The organism is Leptotrichia sp. oral taxon 218, assembly GCF_018128225.1.
GTDB lineage: Bacteria > Fusobacteriota > Fusobacteriia > Fusobacteriales > Leptotrichiaceae > Leptotrichia.
Window position 1 is genome coordinate 1,892,505 of sequence record NZ_CP072377.1, and the last position, 22,227, is coordinate 1,914,731.

19 protein-coding genes are annotated in these 22,227 nt (G+C 29.2%); 3 read left to right on the forward strand and 16 right to left on the reverse strand.

From position 1 onward, the window contains the following. Positions 1-16 precede the first annotated feature (16 nt). The 16 genes from J5A73_RS08980 to J5A73_RS09055 all read right to left on the reverse strand — a co-directional run bounded on the left by J5A73_RS08980 (position 17) and on the right by J5A73_RS09055 (position 18,219). Positions 17-625: a hypothetical protein gene (locus J5A73_RS08980; protein WP_211615107.1), complete on the reverse strand. Its 609-nt coding sequence runs from the start codon at positions 623-625 to the stop codon at positions 17-19. After that, on the reverse strand, positions 618-1,874 hold the full coding sequence (locus J5A73_RS08985; protein ID WP_211615110.1) for an ATP-binding protein: 1,257 nt from the start codon (positions 1,872-1,874) through the stop codon (positions 618-620). Before J5A73_RS08985 ends, J5A73_RS08980 begins: the two co-directional genes overlap by 8 nt. Before the next feature lie 51 nt (positions 1,875-1,925). Beyond that, positions 1,926-2,795, reverse strand: coding sequence for a glycine--tRNA ligase subunit alpha (gene glyQ / locus J5A73_RS08990; RefSeq protein WP_211615112.1), 870 nt, complete (start codon positions 2,793-2,795; stop codon positions 1,926-1,928). Then, positions 2,792-3,529, reverse strand: coding sequence for a hypothetical protein (locus tag J5A73_RS08995; protein ID WP_211615114.1), 738 nt, complete (start codon positions 3,527-3,529; stop codon positions 2,792-2,794). Before J5A73_RS08995 ends, glyQ begins: the two co-directional genes overlap by 4 nt. Before the next feature lies 1 nt (position 3,530). Continuing rightward, positions 3,531-3,998, reverse strand: coding sequence for a signal peptidase II (gene lspA / locus J5A73_RS09000; protein WP_211615117.1), 468 nt, complete (start codon positions 3,996-3,998; stop codon positions 3,531-3,533). Positions 3,999-4,001: 3 nt separating this feature from the next. Further along, complete coding sequence (gene ileS, locus J5A73_RS09005) at positions 4,002-6,803, reverse strand: isoleucine--tRNA ligase (protein ID WP_211615119.1); 2,802 nt, start codon at positions 6,801-6,803, stop codon at positions 4,002-4,004. Positions 6,804-7,062: 259 nt separating this feature from the next. Then, the gene (locus tag J5A73_RS09010) at positions 7,063-8,625 is read right to left on the reverse strand and encodes an L-lactate permease (protein ID WP_211615122.1); all 1,563 of its coding nucleotides are present in this window, start codon (positions 8,623-8,625) and stop codon (positions 7,063-7,065) included. A gap of 417 nt (positions 8,626-9,042) precedes the next feature. Beyond that, a complete protein-coding gene (locus tag J5A73_RS09015; RefSeq protein ID WP_211615123.1) occupies positions 9,043-11,208 on the reverse strand; it encodes a Tex family protein in 2,166 nt (721 codons plus the stop codon). A gap of 60 nt (positions 11,209-11,268) precedes the next feature. Continuing rightward, positions 11,269-11,715, reverse strand: coding sequence for an SsrA-binding protein SmpB (gene smpB, locus J5A73_RS09020; protein WP_211615127.1), 447 nt, complete (start codon positions 11,713-11,715; stop codon positions 11,269-11,271). A 13-nt stretch (positions 11,716-11,728) separates the two neighbouring features. After that, complete coding sequence (locus J5A73_RS09025; protein WP_211615129.1) at positions 11,729-12,274, reverse strand: hypothetical protein; 546 nt, start codon at positions 12,272-12,274, stop codon at positions 11,729-11,731. Between the two features lie 246 nt (positions 12,275-12,520). Continuing rightward, the gene (locus tag J5A73_RS09030) at positions 12,521-14,896 is read right to left on the reverse strand and encodes a ribonuclease R family protein (RefSeq protein WP_249069250.1); all 2,376 of its coding nucleotides are present in this window, start codon (positions 14,894-14,896) and stop codon (positions 12,521-12,523) included. Next, positions 14,877-15,263, reverse strand: coding sequence for a helix-turn-helix domain-containing protein (locus J5A73_RS10580; protein WP_249069252.1), 387 nt, complete (start codon positions 15,261-15,263; stop codon positions 14,877-14,879). Before J5A73_RS10580 ends, J5A73_RS09030 begins: the two co-directional genes overlap by 20 nt. A 232-nt stretch (positions 15,264-15,495) precedes the next feature. Further along, positions 15,496-16,029, reverse strand: a complete 534-nt coding sequence (locus J5A73_RS09040; RefSeq protein ID WP_211615132.1) for a GerMN domain-containing protein — start codon at positions 16,027-16,029, stop codon at positions 15,496-15,498. Positions 16,030-16,057: 28 nt separating this feature from the next. Continuing rightward, positions 16,058-17,194, reverse strand: a complete 1,137-nt coding sequence (locus J5A73_RS09045; RefSeq protein WP_211615135.1) for an N-acetylmuramoyl-L-alanine amidase — start codon at positions 17,192-17,194, stop codon at positions 16,058-16,060. Positions 17,195-17,221: 27 nt separating this feature from the next. Beyond that, entirely contained in the window at positions 17,222-17,482 is a 261-nt protein-coding gene (gene yajC, locus J5A73_RS09050; protein WP_094079630.1) for a preprotein translocase subunit YajC, read from the reverse strand. 242 nt (positions 17,483-17,724) lie between these two features. Further along, positions 17,725-18,219: a flavodoxin gene (locus J5A73_RS09055; protein WP_211615138.1), complete on the reverse strand. Its 495-nt coding sequence runs from the start codon at positions 18,217-18,219 to the stop codon at positions 17,725-17,727. A 355-nt stretch (positions 18,220-18,574) separates the two neighbouring features. Between J5A73_RS09055 and J5A73_RS09060 the strand changes: the two genes are divergently transcribed. From J5A73_RS09060 to rsmG, 3 genes are all read left to right on the forward strand, one after another. Then, positions 18,575-19,300 carry a TraX family protein gene (locus tag J5A73_RS09060; protein WP_211615141.1) on the forward strand — a complete coding sequence of 242 codons (726 nt, stop codon included), beginning with the start codon at positions 18,575-18,577 and terminating at the stop codon, positions 19,298-19,300. 192 nt (positions 19,301-19,492) lie between these two features. Beyond that, positions 19,493-21,379 (forward strand): tRNA uridine-5-carboxymethylaminomethyl(34) synthesis enzyme MnmG, encoded by a 1,887-nt coding sequence (mnmG, locus tag J5A73_RS09065; RefSeq protein ID WP_211615143.1) that lies wholly within the window; start codon positions 19,493-19,495, stop codon positions 21,377-21,379. 89 nt (positions 21,380-21,468) lie between these two features. Continuing rightward, on the forward strand, positions 21,469-22,164 hold the full coding sequence (rsmG, locus tag J5A73_RS09070) for a 16S rRNA (guanine(527)-N(7))-methyltransferase RsmG (protein WP_249069499.1): 696 nt from the start codon (positions 21,469-21,471) through the stop codon (positions 22,162-22,164). The last annotated feature ends 63 nt before the right edge of the window (positions 22,165-22,227 follow it).

Consider the following 22,227-nt stretch of genomic DNA (forward strand, 5'->3'; position numbering starts at 1 on the left):
AAAAAGACTTTATTTTTTATTTTAATTTCTCATATTTTCTTACAAATTTTTCCTCAAATTCCTCTTTTGAGTAGGTGTGTACATTTTTAAAACAATAATTTTTAAATTTTTCAAGTCCAAAACAAATGATTTCATCTTTACCAAAAGTATTTTCTCCAACTGATAAACTACTTCCCTGATTTATAAAATAATTTCCAATCTCTGAAATGGAATTCTTTTCATTTGGTGAATTTTTTTCTTCATTGTAGACTAAAATATAATTTGTAATTTCTTTTAAAGTATTTAAAGATTTTTCCTCAATATCTCCTAAAACAAACATACTATTAAGAATCTTTAACTCTATATCCTTTAATTTTTTTATATCAATTCTATTAGACTTATCAAGTAATTTCCCATTTTTAAATTCAATAAAAGTATATCTTCTATCGCTATGTAAAAATAAAACATCATTTGTTTTTAGCTGAATGCTCAAATTATTATTTCTAGTGTACTTATCTCCTCCAACACTATCAAAATTAATTACTTTAATTTGACTTTCTGTCATATATTCTTCATTGTTATCATCTTTTGAAGTTTGCTTTAATGTAGAAGTATTATATATTTTCAAATTAATTTTTTTACTCATCTAAATCACTGCTATATCTAATATTTTCTAAATCCTGAATCGGTCTTGCTAATTTTCTATAAATTTCTCTTGTATTTCCTGTTACATCTTTTATAATACTGCTATTTCCTTCATTTTCAGCCACATAATATTTACATTTATCATCAATTTTATGTCGTTCCGAAAAAACTTCAATTGCATTTAAAAAATACGGACTATGTGTTGTCAATAAAATATGCATTCCAAACTCTCTTTGCAATAAAACTATCAATTCAGCAAATTTTAGTTGCCATTCTGGATGTAAATGAATTTCTGGTTCATCAAGAATTATTGTCCCATTTTCTTCCAACGTTCCATTTTGCAATAACATTTTTATAATTGCAAAAGTTTTAAGCCCTGTAGATAAATTTTTTAAGTCAATATCTTCACCATTTTTTCTGTAAACAAATTTAGAATTTTTATTTTCCAAAATTTCTCCACTCAAAACACTGTTTAATTTTTGGTAAATATTATTCAATTTTTTCTTCACTTTTATTTCAGAAATAACACTATTTTCGTTTTCTGAAAAAACATTGGTTGCTAAATGTGTCTGGTGATTCTCATCCTCGAAATCATAACTATCCAAAATAAATGGATTGTCAATATACATCGTTTCTTTATTTATTAAAAAATAATTTTGAACATCTGAAATTTCATTATTTTCAATTTTTAAATCTATTTCTTTATCTTTTATTTTAAGATTTATTTCTCCGATATTCATTTTTTCTTTAGAAAAAACGGCGTTAATTTGATTATGAAATTCCTTATTCATAACTCGTGAAACAATAACTTTTATGATTTCTTTGTCTGAAATTTTTAAAGTTTCATTTATTTCTTGAACAAATTTTGAAATATTTTCAATTTTTAAATCTTTTTTATAATTATTAATTATAATTTTTATCTCATCTTCTGAATAATTTTTATTTTCCTTCAAAAATTCTATAGCAATTTTTTCCCCCGTACTGTTAAAAATTTCAAAAAAAGAATTATAATCCGTTGAAAGATTTTTATAAACATTTTCTTTTATGATTTCATCTATAATTTTTTTTAACTCAGAAACTTTTTCATTATAAACTTTCTCATCAATTTCATAAAATCCATTAAAAACACTCCACAAAACTTTCCCAACTGTACTTTTCCCAGTATCATTTTCACCAGTGATAACCGTTATTCCATCAATTACAACTTCAGCATTTTTTAATTTCCCGATATTGTTTATTGTTAGTTTCATCGCACACTCCTTCCTTCTCAAAATCTTTTGAAAAGCCCCCTTTTATATTTCTTATTTTTTCAACAATGGATATCCCAATTCTTTTCTTGCTGCCACAAATTGTTCGGCACATTTTTTAGCTAAATCTCTTACTCTTAAGATATAAGACATTCTTTCTGTTGTACTAATTGCACCTCTTGCGTCAAGATTGTTAAATGTGTGTGAACATTTTAGCACATAGTCGTAAGCTGGTAATACCAAGTTATGATTCAAGCAATTTAATGCTTCTTTTTCATACATATCGAATAATTGGAAGTGCATTGGCACATCGGCTACTTCAAAGCTGTATTTCGACATTTCGTACTCGAATTGGAATCTTCTTTCTCCGTATTTTACACCTTTTGTCCACTCTAAATCTTTTACATCATCTTTATTTTGTAAATAAAGTGCGATTCTTTCAAGTCCGTAAGTTAATTCTGATGGAACAATTTCAACTTCTAATCCTCCAACTTGTTGGAAATAAGTAAATTGAGTTACTTCCATTCCATCTAACCATACTTCCCATCCAAGTCCCCAAGCTCCTAATGTAGGACTTTCCCAGTTATCCTCTACAAATCTTATATCATGCTCTTTCGGATCAATTCCTAGTGCAACCAAACTTTCTAAATATAATTCTTGTATATTTTCTGGCGATGGTTTCATTATTACTTGAAATTGGTGATGTTGATAAACTCTGTTTGGATTTTCTCCATATCTTCCATCTTTTGGTCTTCTAGATGGCTCAACATACGCAATATTCCAAGGTTCTGGTCCTAATGACATCAAAAACGTATCAGGGTTAAAAGTCCCCGCTCCAGTTTCCACATCATAAGGATTCCCAATTACACAACCTTTATCTCCCCAAAATTTTTGAAGAGTTAATATAATTTCCTGAAAAGTCATTTATCTCTATCCTTTCTCTTGATTTCTTTTTTTAAAAGTTTTCTTAAATATAATATTCTCAAAATTAATGTTAAAATAGCGAAGTATTTGATTACTTCATAACCTATTATACCAATTTCATTATCTGAAAATGGTATAAAATAATCATCAATTATCTTGTAAAATGTTGATTTTTCTTTTTTTTCTCCATATTTTCTTATAATTTTTTCTGGATTTTTCAAATTAAGATTTTTTACTTTCAGTTTTTCTTTTGCCTGTTCTTCTGTCAAATGAAACAGCTGATTTTGTGAATTTATTATAAAATAACCAGAATTTTTATTATATTCAATTCTATTATTTTCAACTTCTTTTTCTTCTAATAAAGAAACTAATTCCTCTTCAGCTCTTAAATTTTCTAATACAGCTTCATCAAAATCATAAATATAACCGACCCAGTTATCTTTTATTTTATTTAATTTTTTTAAATATCCTTTATTTCCTAAAGAAAAACTTACTTCAGGAACAGTCGCATTATAATCAGCTGTAAGTAAATAACTTCCTATTTTCAATTCTGTATTTTCTTTAATTGGAAACCAGATATAGAAAAAATTAATAGTAAAAATTAATAAAAATCCACAAATAATTAGTTTAACTAACACATTATTCTTAGAAAAATAAATAATAGTCAAAAATACAGTAAGTATTAACACTACAAGAAAAAGCAAGAAAAATCCATAAACAGCAACAAAAATCACGCTATTTACCTCTTTTTATTTTATATTTTCTTACTAAATAATCAATAACAATAATATAAATCCCAATATGAACATACATATCTGCAACATTGAATACAAAATTCCAAATTCCACGAAAATCTATCATATCAATTACAAAATTTCTAAAAACTCTGTCAATCATATTTCCTAACGCTCCAGCGGCTATAACAGAAATTCCGACTTTTGTCCATTTTGAATAATTCTTAAAATTTTTGTATTCGCTAAAAATTATAAAAATAATCAAAAGTACACTAAATATCGTAACTGCATTTATTTTCCCCTGCGCTAGTCCAAAAATCATACCGTGATTTTCAACATAAGTAATGTGAAAAAAATTTTTTATAATCGGGATTGAAAACCCCGCTTGACCTTTTGCAACTTGATAAATTATGTATTTTGTAATTTGGTCAAACAGAGCCAATCCCACTATTATTATTCCATAATTCATAAATTAATTTTTACCTTCCAATTCATTAAGAACTTTTGCACATCTCGGACAAACATCTGAATGATTGTGATCGTGCCCAACTTCTTCATCATACTTCCAGCATCTTTCACATTTTTCTCCAGACGCTTTTTCCACACTTATACTTATTCCTTCGATTTCGCTTTCTGCTAAATTATCATTTACAAATTTAACTTGAGATACGATAAATAAATCAGAAACTTCATTTTCTGTATAATCTTTTATAAATGAATATTCAGCATTGGCAATGTTTAAAAGAACTCTTGCATCAAGAGAGTGCCCTATTAATCCAGTCTGTCTTTCTGCTTCCAGTTTTTTATTTACTTCTCTTCTTAAACGAGCGATTTTATCCCATTTTTTAGCCAACTCTTCATTTAAGTATTCAGGATTTGCTTCAATCCATTTTGATAAATGCACACTTTCTTCTTCTTTTAATGCTTCTGGAATTCTTTCCCAAATTTCATCAGCAGTAAACGACAATACTGGTGAAATAATTCTTACTAACACTTTTAGAACTTCTGTCAGCACAGTTTGAGCACTTCTTCTTTCGATTGAAGTTGTACCTTCACAGTAAAGTCTGTCTTTTACGATGTCAAGATAGAATGAAGACATTTCCATTGAGCAGAAATATGTAATTTCTTGGAATAAACTGTAAAATTCGTATTTATCATAATATTCAGTTGTTTTTTCTTTTAATTCTTCCAGTTTGTGCATTGCCCATTTGTCAATTTCAAACATATCTTTATAGTCAACTTTATCATTTGCATAGTCAAAGTTATTTAAGTTACCCATCAAGAATCTCGCTGTATTTCTAATTCTTCTGTATGCATCTGACATTTGCTGTAAAATATTTTCAGAAATTCTCACATCTTCTCTGTAATCTACCGAAGATACCCAAAGTCTTAAAATATCTGCTCCGTATTTTTCTGTAATATCTTTTGGAAGTATTGTGTTTCCAAGTGATTTAGACATTTTTCTACCTTGTCCGTCCATTGTAAATCCGTGAGTTAATATTCTCTTGTAAGGTGCATCTTTTGTACTTGCAATTGATGTCAATAGTGAAGATTGGAACCAACCTCTGTGCTGGTCACTTCCTTCAAGATATAAATCTGCTGGTCTTGGCAAGTTTCTTGGAACTAGCACACTTCTATGCGAAACTCCAGAATCAAACCATACATCCATTATACTTCTTTCTTTTCTAATATCCACATCTTTCAAGTTATATTTTTCTAAAAGTTCATCTCCAATAATTTCTTTGGCTTCGTATTTCCACCAAATGTCAGTTCCTTCTTTTTTAACCAATTCAATTATTCTATCCATAATTTCTGGCTCATAAATAACTTCATCAGTCGCTCTGTTATAAAATAATGGTATTGGCACTCCCCAGACTCTTTGTCTTGAAATAGTCCAGTCAGGACGAGTTTCTAACATTGAACCAATTCTATTTTTACCCCAAGATGGCACAAATTCAACATTTTCCAATGCCTTTAATGCATTTTCCCTAATATCGCTTTCGTCAATGCTAATGAACCATTGTTCAGTTGCTCTGAAAATAACTGGTTTTTTACTTCTCCAATCATGTGGATACGAGTGAACAAAAGTTGTGTGATATAACATATGTCCGCTTTCGGTCAAGTCTTCAACAATCGCTTTACTTGCTTTTGCATAGAACATTCCTTCATATTTTCCAGCTTCTTTAGTCATATGCCCTTTATCATCTACTGGCGACAAAATTCCAATGTTATATTTCAATGAATAATTATAGTCATCTGCCCCATGTCCAGGTGCTGTATGAACTGCTCCTGTACCTGCATCTATTGTTACATAATCAGCATTCATTACTAACCCTTTTCTATCTAAGAACGGATGTTGATAATGAGTATATTCCAATTCTGTCCCTTTAAATTCTTTTAATAATTCATACGACAAGTCCAATGTTTTAAACACATCTTCAGCCAAGTCTTTTGCAACTACAAGATTACCTTTTTCAGTTTTATACAATCCATAATCAAATTCAGGATGTAAGAATACTCCCAAGTTTGCTGGCAATGTCCAAGGTGTTGTTGTCCAAATTAAAATACTTGCTTCATCCACACCTAATTTATCAGTCAAATCTTTTTCCCCTTCAAATTTTACATAAATTGAATGAGAAGTTACATCTTTATACTCAATTTCTGCTTCTGCAAGTGCAGTTTCAGTAGTTGGCGACCAGTACACTGGTTTTAACCCTTTATAAATATATCCATTTTCATAAATTTCTTTAAATACTTTTAATTGTTCTGCTTCATATTCAGGTCTTAAAGTGATATAAGGATTATCCCAGTTTCCTAAAACTCCAAGTCTTTTAAATCCTTCTTTTTGTTTTTCCACCCATTTTAATGCATATTTTTTACATTCTTGTCTAATTTGCAGTGGAGTCATATTTTTTGCTTTTTCCCCAAGTTCTTCCATTATTTTCCACTCAATAGGAAGTCCGTGAGTATCCCATCCTGGAATATACGGTGCATTATAACCTCTTAATCTCTTATATTTTAAGATAATATCCTTCAATATTTTATTTAACGCATGTCCAATGTGAATATCTCCATTCGCATAAGGCGGTCCATCGTGAAGCACAAAAAATGGTGCTCCTTCTTTCAATGATTTTTCATAAATTTCAGCTTTTTTCCAGTCCCTTAATGTCAAAGGTTCTTTTTGTGCCAAATTAGCTTTCATTTTAAAACTTGTCTTTGGCAAATTAAGCGTTTTTGCATAATCCACTTTTTCTGGATTGTTGTTTTCTGACATTACTTCCTCCTACTTTTATTTAAAATTATTTTTTTTTACTATTTTTATGTCTTTTATTATATCACAATTTTATACATTTTTAAATAACTCTCACTAAATCCCGCTTAAAAAATAAAATAATATTTTATTTGGCAGCAAAATTTAATTTTTTAAATAAATAAGGAGATACTAAAATTTTTATAACTTCAGTATTCTCCTTTTTATTAACTATTTATTGCATTTATTTTTTTAAAACTTCATAATTCTTAGTTTTAAGTTTTTAATGAAGTATTCCTGCTCCGATGAATGTTAAAATACCTAAAACAGCTGCATAAGCTATTGAATATTTAACAGTGAATTTAAGCATATCTCCTTCTTTACCCATTAATCCAACTGTTGAAGCGGCAATTGCAATATTTTGCGGAGAAATCATTTTTCCTCCTGTTGCTCCACCTGTACCAGCGGCAATATACAATGCTTTCAACGCTTCGTTTGATCCTGCTATATTTACTTGAACTCCACCGAATAACAAGTTAGATGCCAAGTCACTTCCTGTTACGAATGTACCGATAGTTCCTAGGAACGGCGAAATTACTGGGAAGAATTTACCTGTTGCAGCAAATCCTTTTGCTATACTTTCAATCATTCCACTATGTTTCATTACTACTGATAATGCCACAATTCCCATAATTACCACAACTGAAGGTAATTTACTTAAAATTGTTTCTTTTAATGTTTCAGCCATAACTTTTGGTTTTACACCTTGAATGAATCCTGCTATAACAGTTGCAACAAATAATGGTGCAGCTGGTGCTAAAATCCATTTGAATATTACACTCGGATCTCCTTTATCCTTAAACCATGTAGCTTCATGTCCCAAAGCAAAATTGAAATGTGTAGTTGTTGGTTCTAACGCTTTATGAACAGCTTCTACAACTGGACTTGTTCCAATAATTAAGATTATCATTAAAATATATGGAACCCAAGCCATAAATGCATCTTTTCCAGTAATAGCTTGACCTTTATTAGATTTTGCACTTTTATCTTCTTTAATAAAGATTTTAGTAGCAACTATCATCAAAATCATTGCAAATAAACTTGATAAAATTGTTGGCAATTCAGCACCCATTGCTTTTGCGATAAATGGTTGTGTTAAATAACCAATAATTGAAGCAATAACTACAGGTAAAATTCCTCTTCCAAATGCTGCGTTTTTTCCACCATCAATTTCTTTATTAGCCATTATTACCAAGATAAATGGTATAATACATGTCAAAACTAACAACAATAATGATGTATAAAATGCTGTTTCCCCAGCATTCAATTTAAAGTTTGAAATCATTGTTGTAACTGGTAGTCCAACTGTTCCAAACGCTGTTGGTGTTGAGTTTGCAATAAGACAAATTAAAGCTGCACTTAGTGGAGTAAATCCTAATGAAACCATGATTGCTGCTGGAATCGCAACTGCTGTCCCATATCCTGCAATACCTTCTATAAATCCACCAAATCCCCAAGCTAATATCAATGCTTGAGCTCTTTTATCTGTTGAAATGCTTCCTAACATTGATTTGATTGTTTCAATTTTACCAGTTTTTACTGATAAATCATAAGCAAACAATGCAGCAAATACTACAAAACCGATAGGCATCCACGCTGTTGCAAATCCTTCAATAATTGAAGCGATAACCCCTTGAACTGGCATTTGCCATCCAGGAACAATAAAGTTTAAAATAATTGCCACTACTAAACTGGCATACGCACTAAACATAGCTGATTTTTTCAAAAAAGTTAATAGTATCAAAAATACAACTATTGGCACTAATCCGATTAAAAATAATCCCATTTCCGAACCTTCCTTCTCTTTATATTTTTTTTAAAAAAGTTTTAAAAAGAAAAATTTCTTTTAAAATTTAAAATACATAAAATATTTTACTTTTTAAAATTAATTTGGTTTTTTAAAAATTCTTTAAATTTTTTTAGGTTATATTTTTTTAGACTTGCTTGACAACTACATAAACTATTTTACTATGATCATTTGACAAAGAGACTTGTCTACTTAATATAAATAAAATCATAAGTTTCTAAACATTTCTATTGCAAAAATTAGAAGTTTATAATTTAAAATAATATTTATAACTTTTTAATAACCCAAATTTCTCACTTATATATTATCAAATTTTTCAAAAAAGTACAAATATTTTTTTAAAAATTTTTTATTTTTTTATAATATCTGCACTTTTTTAATATTTTTTAAATTTTTTTATAATCCTTTTCTCGTAAGTCCCACTCTTCCACGCTCTTTATCCAGCGACAATATTTTAACTTTAATAATTTGCCCCACAGATAGCTCTTTTGTAGCATCTTTTACAAATTTATCAGAAATTTCAGAAATATGAAGCAGTGCATCCCCTTTTAGCCCTATATCCACAAAAGCCCCAAATTTAGCCACATTTCTCACAGTTCCTTCCAAAACCATTCCTTCTTGCAAATCATCCATATTTAAAATATCCGATCTCAATAATGGTTTTTCAAACTCATCTCTTGGGTCTCTTCTATCTTTTAACAACGCTTCATAAACATCTTTTGCAGTTTGCGGTCCAAAATCATTTTCTTTTATAATTTTGTCCAAATTCACTGTTTTCAATTTTTGTCTAACTTCATCCAAATTAGATTTTAAATCGTCAACCTTACAATTTGCTTCCTTCAAAATAGTTTCAGCGATATGATACGATTCTGGATGGATTATCGTATTATCCAAAGGATTTTTACTATTAGGCACTACAACGAATCCTGCCATTTGTTCAAACGCCTTCGTTCCAAGCCCTTTTACCTTTTTCAATTCTTTTCTATCCTTAAAATCTCCATTTTCATGTCTGTAATCTACAAGATTTTTTGCTACATTTTTCTTAATTCCAGACACAAAACTAAGTAATGCCCAAGAAGCCGTATTAATATTGACTCCAACATTATTTACAACATGCTCAATCGTTTGTTCCAATGTTTCATTCAATTTTTTCTGATTTACATCATGCTGATACATTCCAACTCCAATTGATTTTGGATCAATTTTTACAAGCTCAGCCATAGGATCTTGAATTCTTCTAGCAATCGAAATCGCTCCTCTCGCCGTTACATCCAAATCAGGAAACTCCTCAATTGCAATTTTTGAAGCTGAATAAACTGAAGCTCCTGCTTCACTTACAATCAAGTATGACACAGGTTTTGACGCCTCTTTTATGATATTTGCCACAAAACTTTCAGTTTCACGAGAAGCCGTTCCATTCCCAATTGCAATAATATCAACATCATATTTTTTTATGTAATCTAATATTTTTTTCTTCGCTGTTTCAAGCTGTTTTGGATTATGCACTCCTTCAACCAGGAAAAGCACATCGTTTGTTTCATAAAAACCATCTTTATTAATAATTACCAGTTTGCAACCTGTTCTATAACCAGGATCAAGGCCCATCAATGTTTTTTTACTCAAAGGCGGTTGTAAAAGAAGTTTTTCTAAATTTTCAGAAAAAATATTAATCGCTTCTTCCTCAGCTTTTTCAGTATAAATATTTCTCACTTCATTTTTTATCGACGGATAAGCCAGTCTATCCAGCGAATCTTTTATAACTTCACTCAAAAATTCAACTAAATTTTTATTTTCAAAAGTATCCAAAATAAAGTCCATTATAAATTTTTCAGTTTTTTCGTCAATTTCAATGTCAACTTTTAATATTTTTTCTTTTTCCCCACGATTTATCGCCAAAATTCTATTAGAAGCCGCTTTTTTAACAAGCTCCGAATAATCATAGTAATCCTGATAAACCCCTTTTTCATCATTTTCCTTATTTTTCTCCACAACTTTAGAATCCAAAATTCCAAATTCTGAAATTTTATCTCTCAAGAATTCCCTTATTTTCACATCTTCTGAAATATTTTGCGCAATAATCAAATGCACTCCATTAATCGCATCTTCAATCGACAAAACTTCTTCACTCAAATATTTTTCCGCTTCTTTCTCTAACATCTCAAAAGTAGTTGTCGGCATCAACGCAAATTCTGTCAAAGGTTCTAGCCCTTGCTCTTTCGCAATATCCGCCTTCGTTTTTTTCTTCTTTTTGTAAGGTAAATAAAGATCTTCCACTTCCTGAAGTTTTGTTGCACAAGTTATGCTATTTTTCAGTTCATCAGTCAATTTTCCCTGCTCTTCTATAAGTCTTAAAACTTCTTCTTTTCTCTTTTCCAAATTTCTATAATAAGTAACTTTCTCAATTACATCCCTAATTTGCTCCTCGTCCAAATTACCTGTAACTTCTTTTCTATAACGAGCAATAAACGGCACAGTTGCCCCTTCATCAAAAAGTTTTATTGTATTTTCCACTTGTGACTCGCCAAATTTTAGCTCACTTGCCACATTTTTTAAAATATCCATTTATCCTCCCTGATATTTTTGTTTTTTTATTTTAAATTCATTCCATTGTTTCAAAAAATCTTATCTCAAAAAATCTTTTTGAATTTTTTTTAGATTTCTGTCTATATCTTTTCTTTTTAAAGTTTCTCTTTTATCGTGAAGTTTTTTCCCTTTTGCAAGTGCAATTTCCACTTTTACAAGTCTTTGCTTTGTATAAACTGAAAGTGGCACAATTGTGTATCCTTGCTCTTTGATTTTGGCTTCCCATTTATTGATTTCTCTTCGGCTCAAAAGCAATTTTCTCACTCTCGATTCTGGCACATTATTAATATTTCCAAATTCGTAAGGTGTTATATGCATATTCATAATAAAAATTTCATTTCTTATGATTCTGACAAAACTCTCTTTTATACTTATTTTACCAGCTTTAACAGATTTTACTTCAGTTCCCACAAGTTCAATTCCAGCTTCCAATTTTTCTTCAATGAAATAGTCGTGAAACGCTTTTTTATTTTTTGATAAAATCATATTTCCTCCCTTTTTATTCTTGCGCCATTCCAAGCGAAAATAATTTTATTATATCTTTATTTTCATTGGCATTAAGTAGCCATTTATTTTCAACTTTTACATAATTTATTTTTAAATTTTCATGTGCAAAACTTACTTTATTTTCTTTAAACTTCTGTGCAAAAAAACTTTTTGTAAATTTTATTATTTCCTGTCTCGCTTGTTCGTCTGTAATATTTTTATTTTCAATAGATTTTGATTGATTTTCTATTTGACTATAATATTCTGGCATAACACTCAAAATACTTGGATAATTTACTTCCAAATCCATTTGAGCTTTATCGCCATTTATTTCAACTTTTTTTATTTTATATTTTATTCTTTTAAATCCTTCTTCGATAATTGAAAATTCTTCTTCGTTGAGATTCGAACTCAATTTTTTCACTTTATTGTAGTCGCCTGTTCTCATAATTCCCATTGTTGTATCAAAATCTTTTCTAATTTTTTGCTCTTCTTTATTTCCACAACTTATGACCAAAAAAAAGCAAAAACTTATCAAAACTAATAATTTTTTTTTCATAAAAGTTCTCCATCTCATAAATTTACATTAATTTAGGACAATGCATAATCCTTTTTTTTTATTTAATAATTTTAATAAATTTTTTAGCTAAATTTTTACTTAAATTTTAAAGACAAAATATTTTTTATTATAATTTTTATTTTTTATTTTCTAAATTTATTTTTTTATTTTTTATTTTCTTCTTTTCTTCTTTTTTCTTTTTTTTTTTGCTTTTTTGCTTTTCTTTTTCTTTATTTTTCTTTACTTTTATTCTTTTTCATCTTCAAACGGAATAACTTCAATTTCCATCTTTTCATAACTTGCACTCACAACGCTCACTTTTAGCGTATTTCCCATCGTAAAACTTTCATTTGTCTTTTTATTTATAATTTTAAAATTTTCTTCATCGTAAATAAAATTATCTCGTGAACTTGTGATATTATAGACAACTTCAATATGATTTTCAAGCTCCATAAATATTTTATTTTTATTCATTCCGCTAAGTCTTGCTACAAAAGTTTCACCAATTTTATCTTGCATGTATTCAATTAATTTAATTTTTACACTATCTTCTTCCAATTTATCAGCAATTCGCTCAGTTTTAGAAATATTACTTGCCACCGCTTCGAAATCAGCTAAATATTTAGTTTTCTCTCCTTCGTTTATAAATCTTTCAATCGAACGCCCAAGCATTCTATGGACAACCAAATCTGAATATCGTCTAATCGGCGAAGTAAAGTGCAAATAATATTTAGAAGCTAGACCAAAATGCCCAAGATTTTTATTTGCATATCTTGCCCTTTGCATAGCTCGTAAAATTAATTTATGGATTAAATATCCTTCTGGAATCCCAGTTGTTTTATTTATAATATCTTGAAACTTTCCAGGATGGATTTCATCCATATTCTTCATTGAATATCCAAATTTTATAAGTGTTTCATTTAAAGCCTGAACTTTCGCTTTGTCTGGATCTTCATGAACTCTGTAAATCGCTGGAGTTTCTTCCCAAAATAGTTTTTCTGCCACAGTTTCATTTGCAATTACCATAAAGTCTTCAATTAACTTCTCAGCTTCCCCACGAGAACGAAGTTTAATGTCTTTCACAAGTTTGTTTTCATCTAGTACAACTTTTATTTCTGGAAGTTCAAAATCAATGCTCCCTCTTCTCTTTTTATTCGCACGAATTATTTTAGAAAGTTCCAACATATTTTTTAGCATTTCCGAAATCTTTTCATATTTTTCAAAAACTTTTTTATTTTCTAAAAATCTTTCTTTTTTTTCTTCAGATAAATTTTCAGTTTTTTCATTTTTTCCGTTGTTTTCACTCTTTTTATCTCTTTGATAATCAAAAATTTTATTCACATCATCGTAAGTCATTCTATATTTAGATTTTATAACTGATTTATAAAAATTATTTTTTACAACTTTTCCTTTAAAATCAATCTCCATTTCAACCGAAAAAGTTAGTTTATCTTCGTTTGGATTAAGTGAACAAAGATTGTTTGACAGTTTTCTTGGAAGCATTGGAATCACTCTGTCAACAAGATAAATAGAATTTCCTCGTTTTAGTGCTTCACTGTCAAGTGCAGTATTTTCGACAACATAATGAGAAACATCAGCGATACTTACAATAAGTTTATACCTATCTTCCATTTTTTCAACATACACGGCGTCATCCAAATCTTTTGCATCCGCTCCATCAATCGTAATGATGTCAAGATTTCGCAAATCTTTTCTATTTGAAAGTTCATTTGTGAAATCTTCGTCAATTTTATCTAGCTCTTTTAAAACTTCATTAGGAAACTTTTCTTCAATTCCCTCATTTAAAAGCAACGACGAAATCAAAACTTCTGTATCTTGCGGATTTCCCAAAACACTCACAATTTCTCCTTCTGGCTTTCGTGTATCGTCTCCCCAAAAATCAATTTTTACAGCTACTAAATCCCCAGTTTTTGCACCTTTTATAAATTTTTTTGGAATGTAAATATCACTTGGAGAATTTTTTGGACGAACAAAGCCAAAGCTCAAATTGTGCTCAAAAATCCCAACTATAATCTCTCTGTTTCTCTTAATTACATTTACAACTTCACCCTCTCTTTTTTTAGAACTACTGCTTTCTTTCAAAATTCGCACTAAAACCGTGTCGCCGTCCATCGCCGTATTCAAATATGCTCCAGGAATAAACACGCTGTGCTCTCCTAAAATATCCAAAAATCCAAAGTTTCCATTTCCAATCGAAATTTCTCCTCGCAAAAATCCTTCTTTTTCAGGCAAAGTGTACTTTCCATTTCTTTTTAAAAAGATTTCTCCCTTTTCTTCCCAATGATTTAACAGCATCTTGTAAATTTTCCTTTTTTTAGGACTCCACTCTAAAAGCTGCAAAATTTCTTGAAAATTAAATTCATATTCTGCCAATACTTTTTTTAAATATTCTAGTTCTTTTTCTTCTCTTTCCTCAAATTTTTTTATTTTTTCATTTTCACTTTCATTTTTTTTCAAAACTTTTTTTTCAAAAAATTTATTGTCTTTTCTATTTTTCCTATCTTTTCTGTCTTTTTTCTCACTTTTATTTTTATTTTCGTTTTTATTTTCTTTAAATCTCTCTACTTCTTTTTTATTTTTTTTAGATTTTTTCTCTCTCATCTCCATCACCTTTTATTTTGAGTGAACTACTCCCGCTTTTAGAAGCGGGAGCTTCTTGGGAAGTACCTGCTTTTGCTAGCCAAATATATTTACCAAGCTCTTCGGACAGCCCCTGCCCTGTTTTTTTATTTCCTAATATTTCAACATTTCTTTTCCAGCATCTCTTATATTCAATGCCGCATTGATTTTCACTTTTCAAACTAGCAGGTGTAATTATTTTATTTTTTCCAGTTTCTTGATAAAATTTATTTGCAGCATACAAAATCGTATTGTAAACAAAACAAACACATCCAAAAGTCTTGTTTATCAATAATTCTTGCTCCTTATTTGGATAAATTCTGTATTTGAATGCTAAATTATATTTCATAAAATTACACCTCTTTTTAATTTTGAATATTATTTTTAATGACTTCTCTTCAATATTTTATACAAAAATTGTATCATGGATATACCCCTTTTTCAATTTTTTTACAAAAAAAGCAATTCATCTCTCACTTGTAGAAAGCCTACGACTTCTTGTTATCTTTTTGTCAAAAAAAATCGTCCTAAAAATTTAATTAATGAAACAAAAAAATCATTAATTATTTTAGGACAATTATTTATTCCCCGACATTTGTTTCCCCATCTATCTGAATTACAACGCTTTGAATATTTGAAAAATTTTTCAAGATTGTATTCGATACAGCTTGAGAAAAACCATTAAATAATTCAGGATTTTTTTTCAAATTTAAAAATTCTCCATTTAATTTGACAACTGTTGTATTGACATTATTTATTCTCAAATTATAAGCACTTCTAAATTTCATATTTTCGTTAATATAATTTGAATTTTTTATAATTTCATTAATAAAATCTCCTTCAACTAAATTCAGCTGTTTAGGAATTGTCACTTCTTTTTCATTTACAGTTCTAGTATTTCTATCGTACACAAAAATATCAATTGTCTGATAATTTTCTGCATTATTTTGGATTCTCTCTTCTTCCGAACCTTTATCCACAGTTACTTCAATCGTATCTGCATTATCTTTGTCATAAAAGCTCATGGCTACAACTCCAGCAGTCGCTAAAACAAGCAACATTACCCAGCCATTTTTTCTAAAAAAACCTTTTTTTTTCTTAATTTCTTCTGCCATAATTTTCTCCAAATATTCGTAAGCCTAATTATCTAAAATATTGTCTAATTCCATCAGCGATAGCTTGTGCTGCTCTTTCTTGACCTTCAGGTGTTAAATATTGCGATAAGTCACCGTAGTTATTCATAAATCCTAATTCCACCAAAATTGAAGGCGAATTACTTCCCCGAAGCACTGCAAAATTTGCTCCAAAAACTCCTCTTCTTCTAAGTCCAATAGTGTTTATAAGATTATCTAACACAGTTGTTGCAATAGCTTGACTTTTTTTCTGATTTGTTCTATAAAATATATCTTTTACGACTAAATCTGAAAATGGCGTATCTCCATAGCTTGAATCCACTCTATTTTCAATCTGTGCAACTCTTTCAGCATAACTTCCTTCATCTTTTTTACTAAAGTAAAATACTTCTGTTCCATTTGCCGATGAGCTTGAACCTGAATTTAAGTGAATACTTATAAAGAAATCTGCATTTGCATCATTTCCAATTTTAGCTCTTGTATCTAATGGTACAAAGAAATCTGAATCTCTTGTCATTATAACATTATAATCCCGTCTTAAATTGTTAGCCAATCTTGTTGCTACTTGTAATGCTATATCTTTTTCATTATATCCATTTCCTCTTGCACCTGAATCATGTCCACCATGTCCTGGATCTACAACAATAGTATATTTTTTATTTCCTGAAGTGGAATATCTTGGACCTGTCTGCTGTTGTTGTTGATACCCTGTGTTACTTGGTCTTGAATAACCTGTCTGCGGTCTTGAACTTATAGTTGTATTAGTTTGTGACGGCACATAATTTGCGTCTGAGCCACTAAATGTTACTTCAACTTCTTTGTTTCTTGTAACTATTTGATATTTTGCCGATGGTTTTAAATAAAACATCACTGAAGTTGAAGAATCATTTTCATACACTTGAATTTTACTTATATACTGGTCATTTACAGTAGTAACTTGCGGAACTTTCGACGCTTTTGTATTCCAAAAACTTAAAATTAAAACATTGTCATTTCCAACTTTAGTTACAGTTGTCCCTGGCATCATTTTTTTGTTTTCTTTAAATGTTCCTCTAAATGTCCCATTTCCATAATTTATACTCTCTAAATTTTCTGCAAATATAACAGAACCTACTAAAAATAATAAAAATATCAATATTTTTTTCATTTTTCAAAACCTATCCTTTCTAAAAAATTATTTTTTTTCTACGCTTGAAATAGATGTTTTCAAAACTGTAATTTTTGCATTTTTATCAACTTTAATTTCCAAAGTTTCACTCAAAACATTTGTAATTGTCCCTAAAATCCCTCCAGTTGTAACAACTTTGTCTCCAACTTTAAAATTGTCAATCATTTCTTTTTGTTGCTGTTTTCTTTTTTTATTTGCAAGATATGTTGGTAAAAATATAATTACCATTAAAATCACATAAAATATTATCACAGTAGCATTTTTCATTTTCGTTTTCTCCTTAATCTAAAATTATTTTTAATTATACCACAAATTTCTATATGTTTCAATTTTATATTTTTTCTAAAAAAATATTTTTTTTTTATTTTTAAAATAAAAAAGGTGTTGTGGAGACACCTTTTCTACTTTTTGGAGAGAAAATCAATTTGTGAAAATTGATTTTATCTTAGTTATATATGAATATAGCTAAAATCATAATTATACTTGTGAACTTTTTTCACAAAATCTTACTAAAATTCTTTTTTAATTTGTTCAACCCAAGCATCAATTCTTTCGTCTGTCAAATCAGATTGATTTACTTCATCCAATGCAAGTCCTAAAAATTCGTCGCCTTCTACTGCTCTTGATTCGTTGAACTCGTATCCTTCTGTTGAAGTATTTCCAATTACAGTTGCTCCTGTTTTTGAAATTTCTTCATTTATAATAGCCATTCCGTCCATAAATGTGTCAGAGAAAGTCCCCTGATCTCCACTTCCGAAATATGCCACTTTTTTTCCAGCTAAATTTAAGTTAGCCAAGTCGTCTAATACTGCTTGCCAGTCATCTTGCAAATCTCCAAATCCCCAAGTTGATGTTCCTAAAAGTAACACATCATAGTTTTCAAGCTCATCGACATTTCCATCAATGTTAAAAACTTCTGCTCCATCAATTTTTTCAGCAATTCTATTTGCTATATCTTCAGTAACTCCAGTTGTTGATCCGTAAAAAATACCTACTTTTGCCATTTTCTAACCTCCATTTTAATTGAATTTATATTCTATATCCAGTCTTTTATTTTAAATTTATATGACTAAATATATCATATTTTACTTTGATTGTCAAATTTTTTTTGAAATTAACAATTTTTATTTTTATTATATCAAAATAATTAAATTTAGACAACTATTTTATTTTTTCAATTTTAGATTTAAACTCTAAATTTAAAATTGAAAAAAAAATTAGACTGATATATAATATTCTTAATCAATAAAATAAATAAAAAATATATATCAAAAATTTTTGTCTTTTACCTAAAAATAGAAAATTGAAATTGAAAATAACTAAAAAATTTAGAAAATTTGATTTGAAAGGAGAATTTTTATGAATAAAATTTACAAAAATAATTTTTTTGAAAAAATAAGAGTTCTGTCAGGAGCACAGCTAAAATATATCGCATTTACATCAATGCTTATTGATCATATAAACAAAGCGCTTCTTTATCCAATTTTGCAAGAAAAAGGAATTTTGCAGCAAATTAGCAACCTTTTTGAAATTCTTGGACGAATTGCATTTCCTCTTTTTTCATTTTTTCTTGTCGAAGGATTTTTTAAAACACGAAATAGATGGAAATATCTTTCGTATTTATTAATTTTTGGAATAATTTCAGAAATCCCGTACGATTTATTTCAATCGGCTGTATTTTTTGAGCCAAATTCCAACAATGTAATGTTTACACTTTCTCTGTCGCTTGTAACGATTTGGATTATAGATGTTTTGAAAAAAAAAATAAAAAATAAATATATTTGGTATTTTATCTCGTTTATAATTGTAGCTGTGATGTGTCTCGTTGCGATGGTTCTTGGACTTGATTATGAAAAACACGGAATTTTGATTGGATATTTTTTTTATATTTTTTATGACAAGCCTTTTATGGCTCTAATTTTTGGTTATATTTCAATTTTCAAAGAATTTTTTTCACTTCTTGGATTTGGTTTTACACTTTTTTATAATGGAAAAAGGGGACGGCAGAATAAAATCTTGAATTATTTATTTTATCCAGTTCATCTTTTAATTTTGGGACTTTTAAGACTTTATTTTAAAATATAGATTTTATTTAAATTTATAATTAAAGATAAAAAACGCTTTTATCTTAAAATTGATTGAGAGTTTTTTTTGTGTTATAATATTTTAAAAGATTTTGTTTTAAAAAATTTTTTTAAATTGTAATTTGACAGAAACTTTTTTAAATAAATAAAAAAAATTTTTATATATAATATAAACTGAAAGGAATTTTAAAAGATGAAAAATTATGATGTAATTGTAGTTGGTGCTGGACACGCTGGTGTGGAAGCTGCTTTAGCTTCTGCCAGAATGGGTCTAAATACTGCAATTTTTACAATAACTTTAGATAATATCGGCGTTATGTCGTGTAACCCTTCCATTGGCGGACCTGCAAAAAGCCATTTGGCAAAAGAAGTTGATGCACTTGGTGGAGAAATGGGACGAAATATGGACAAGAGCTTTATTCAAATGAGAATTTTAAACACAAAAAAAGGTCCAGCTGTGAGATCTCTTCGTTCCCAAGCTGACAGAAAAATTTATGCATTAGAAATGAAAAAAACTGTCGAAAAACAGGAGAATCTTGATACAATTCAGGATATCGTGACAGAGCTTGTGACAGAAAATGGCGAAATCAGAGGAATTAAGACAAAAACTGGAATGGAATTTTGTGCAAAAGCTGTTGTACTTGCAACAGGAACTTTTCTTCGTGGACTTTTATACATTGGAGAAAAAAGAGTTAAAGGTGGAAGAATGGGAGAACTTTCAGCTGATGACCTGACTTCGTCGCTAAAAAATTTAGGATTTAAAATGGGAAGATTTAAGACAGGAACACCACCTAGACTTGATATTCGAACCCTTGACTTAGAAAAGCTAGAAAAACAGCCTGGAGAAACTGAAGTTCCACTAAAATTTTCAATGAGAACTTCTATTGAAGAAGCTCAGAGTCGACCACAGTTATCATGCTTTCTGACTAGAACAAATTTGGCAACACATAAAATTATAACAGAAAACCTTCATAGAGCGCCAATGTATAACGGAAGTATCAGCAGCACAGGACCTCGTTATTGTCCATCAATCGAAGACAAAGTCGTAAAATTTAGCGACAAGGACAGCCATCATTTATTCTTAGAGCCAGAAGGATTTCACACAACAGAAGTTTACATAAGTGGACTTTCCACAAGCTATCCAGCTGAATTGCAGCAAAAAATTGTAAACTCAATTGAAGGTCTTGAAAATGCTCATATTATGCGGTATGGTTACGCTGTTGAATACGACATTGTAAATCCAAGCGAACTTGACTATTCGCTTGAAACAAAAAGAATAAAAGGTCTATTTTTGGCAGGTCAATTAAACGGTACAAGTGGTTACGAAGAAGCTGCAGCTCAGGGAATTATTGCAGGAATAAATGCCGCTCTTAAAGTACAAGGAAAAGAACCTCTAATTTTAGACAGAGAAAGTTCTTATATTGGTACAATGATTGATGACTTAATCAATAAAGAATTATTTGAGCCTTACAGAATGTTTACCGCAAGATCGGAATATAGACTTATTTTAAGAGAAGATAACGCAGATATCAGACTTTCTGAAAAAGGTTACAAAGTTGGACTGCTTCCGAAAAAATATTACGACAAAGTTTTGAAAAAAATAGAAAATGTTAAAAATACTATTACAAAATTGGAAGAAACAAAACTTGGAACTAGCAACAAAAAGTTGGTAGAAGTTCTTGAAAAATACGGAGAATCGCTAAAAAGTGGAACAACTTTAAAAGAAATTTTGCGTCGACCAAAAGTTACTTATGAAGATATAAAATACATTGTACAAGATATTGAAAATGGTCCCAAACTCGATTTTGACGCTGAAACTGAATATCAAATTGAAGTACAAGTAAAATATGAAGGATATATCGCAAGAGCGCTAAGTGTCATGGAGCGTGAAAAAAAACTTGATACAAAATTAATTCCAAAAGATTTTGACTACGATGCAATGAAAGGGATAACACGAGAAGCTAAACAAAGATTGAAGGAAAAAAGACCATACAATGTGGGACAAGCGACAAGAGTTGCAGGTGTAACTCCAGCTGATATTTCGGTACTTATAATGTATTTGGATGGAATTTTGAAATAAAAATTTGAATAAAAAAAGAAAATAAACAAATAAATATAATAATGAATAATTTTAAAAAAAGAAAAGAGAAAAATAAATTTATGGAAAATATAAAAGACTATTTTGAAAATTTACTTTTAAAAGCAGAAATTTCACTTGAAAAAGAAAAGTTAGAAAAAATGTTGGATTTTTTGGAACTACTTTATGAAAAAAATAAAGTGATGAATTTAACTGCGATTCGTGAAAAAAATGGAATGCTGGAAAAACATTTTATTGACTCGCTTTTGCTTACAAAAGTTATAAAAGGTGAGGAAAAATCCTTTATTGATGTCGGTACAGGTGCAGGATTTCCAGGACTTGTCCTTGCAATTTTTTATCCTGAAAAAAATTTTTTATTGGTTGATTCTGTGAGAAAAAAAATTAATTTTATCGACGAAGTTGTTGAAAAGTTAAATTTAAAAAATGTTCAGACAAGTTTTGAACGAGCTGAAGAATTGATAAAAGGAAAAAGGGAAACTTTTGACTGTGCACTTTGCAGAGGAGTTGCAAATTTAAGAATTATTTTAGAATATATGATACCTTTTATCAAAGTAAACGGAAGATTTTTGCCACAAAAACTAAATTTAAATGAAATTGACGAAAGTAAAAATGCACTTTCAAAACTGAACTCAAAAATCGAAAACATTCACAAATTCAACCTTCCCGAAAGTGGCGACAAAAGAATTATTCTGGAAATTAAGAAAAATAAAAAAACTGACGAAAAATATCCAAGAAAAACTGGAATTCCAGCAAAAAAGCCACTTTAAAATTTTTTAAAAAAGAAAAAACTATCCCAAAAAATTTTTTGAGATAGTTCTTTTTTTATTTTT

Coding starts and splice junctions, on each gene's coding strand:
- J5A73_RS08980 (WP_211615107.1), bottom strand. CDS start 625: ATGAGTAAAAAAATTAATTTGAAAATATATAATACTTCTACATTAAAG.
- yajC (WP_094079630.1), bottom strand. CDS start 17,482: ATGAAAAATGCTACTGTGATAATATTTTATGTGATTTTAATGGTAATT.
- J5A73_RS09055 (WP_211615138.1), bottom strand. CDS start 18,219: ATGGCAAAAGTAGGTATTTTTTACGGATCAACAACTGGAGTTACTGAA.
- mnmG (WP_211615143.1), top strand. CDS start 19,493: ATGAAAAATTATGATGTAATTGTAGTTGGTGCTGGACACGCTGGTGTG.
- J5A73_RS09025 (WP_211615129.1), bottom strand. CDS start 12,274: ATGAAAAAAAAATTATTAGTTTTGATAAGTTTTTGCTTTTTTTTGGTC.
- glyQ (WP_211615112.1), bottom strand. CDS start 2,795: ATGACTTTTCAGGAAATTATATTAACTCTTCAAAAATTTTGGGGAGAT.
- J5A73_RS09040 (WP_211615132.1), bottom strand. CDS start 16,029: ATGGCAGAAGAAATTAAGAAAAAAAAAGGTTTTTTTAGAAAAAATGGC.
- smpB (WP_211615127.1), bottom strand. CDS start 11,715: ATGATTTTATCAAAAAATAAAAAAGCGTTTCACGACTATTTCATTGAA.
- ileS (WP_211615119.1), bottom strand. CDS start 6,803: ATGTCAGAAAACAACAATCCAGAAAAAGTGGATTATGCAAAAACGCTT.
- J5A73_RS09045 (WP_211615135.1), bottom strand. CDS start 17,194: ATGAAAAAAATATTGATATTTTTATTATTTTTAGTAGGTTCTGTTATA.
- J5A73_RS09060 (WP_211615141.1), top strand. CDS start 18,575: ATGAATAAAATTTACAAAAATAATTTTTTTGAAAAAATAAGAGTTCTG.
- J5A73_RS08985 (WP_211615110.1), bottom strand. CDS start 1,874: ATGAAACTAACAATAAACAATATCGGGAAATTAAAAAATGCTGAAGTT.
- J5A73_RS10580 (WP_249069252.1), bottom strand. CDS start 15,263: ATGAAATATAATTTAGCATTCAAATACAGAATTTATCCAAATAAGGAG.
- lspA (WP_211615117.1), bottom strand. CDS start 3,998: ATGAATTATGGAATAATAATAGTGGGATTGGCTCTGTTTGACCAAATT.
- J5A73_RS09030 (WP_249069250.1), bottom strand. CDS start 14,896: ATGAGAGAGAAAAAATCTAAAAAAAATAAAAAAGAAGTAGAGAGATTT.
- J5A73_RS09010 (WP_211615122.1), bottom strand. CDS start 8,625: ATGGGATTATTTTTAATCGGATTAGTGCCAATAGTTGTATTTTTGATA.
- J5A73_RS09015 (WP_211615123.1), bottom strand. CDS start 11,208: ATGGATATTTTAAAAAATGTGGCAAGTGAGCTAAAATTTGGCGAGTCA.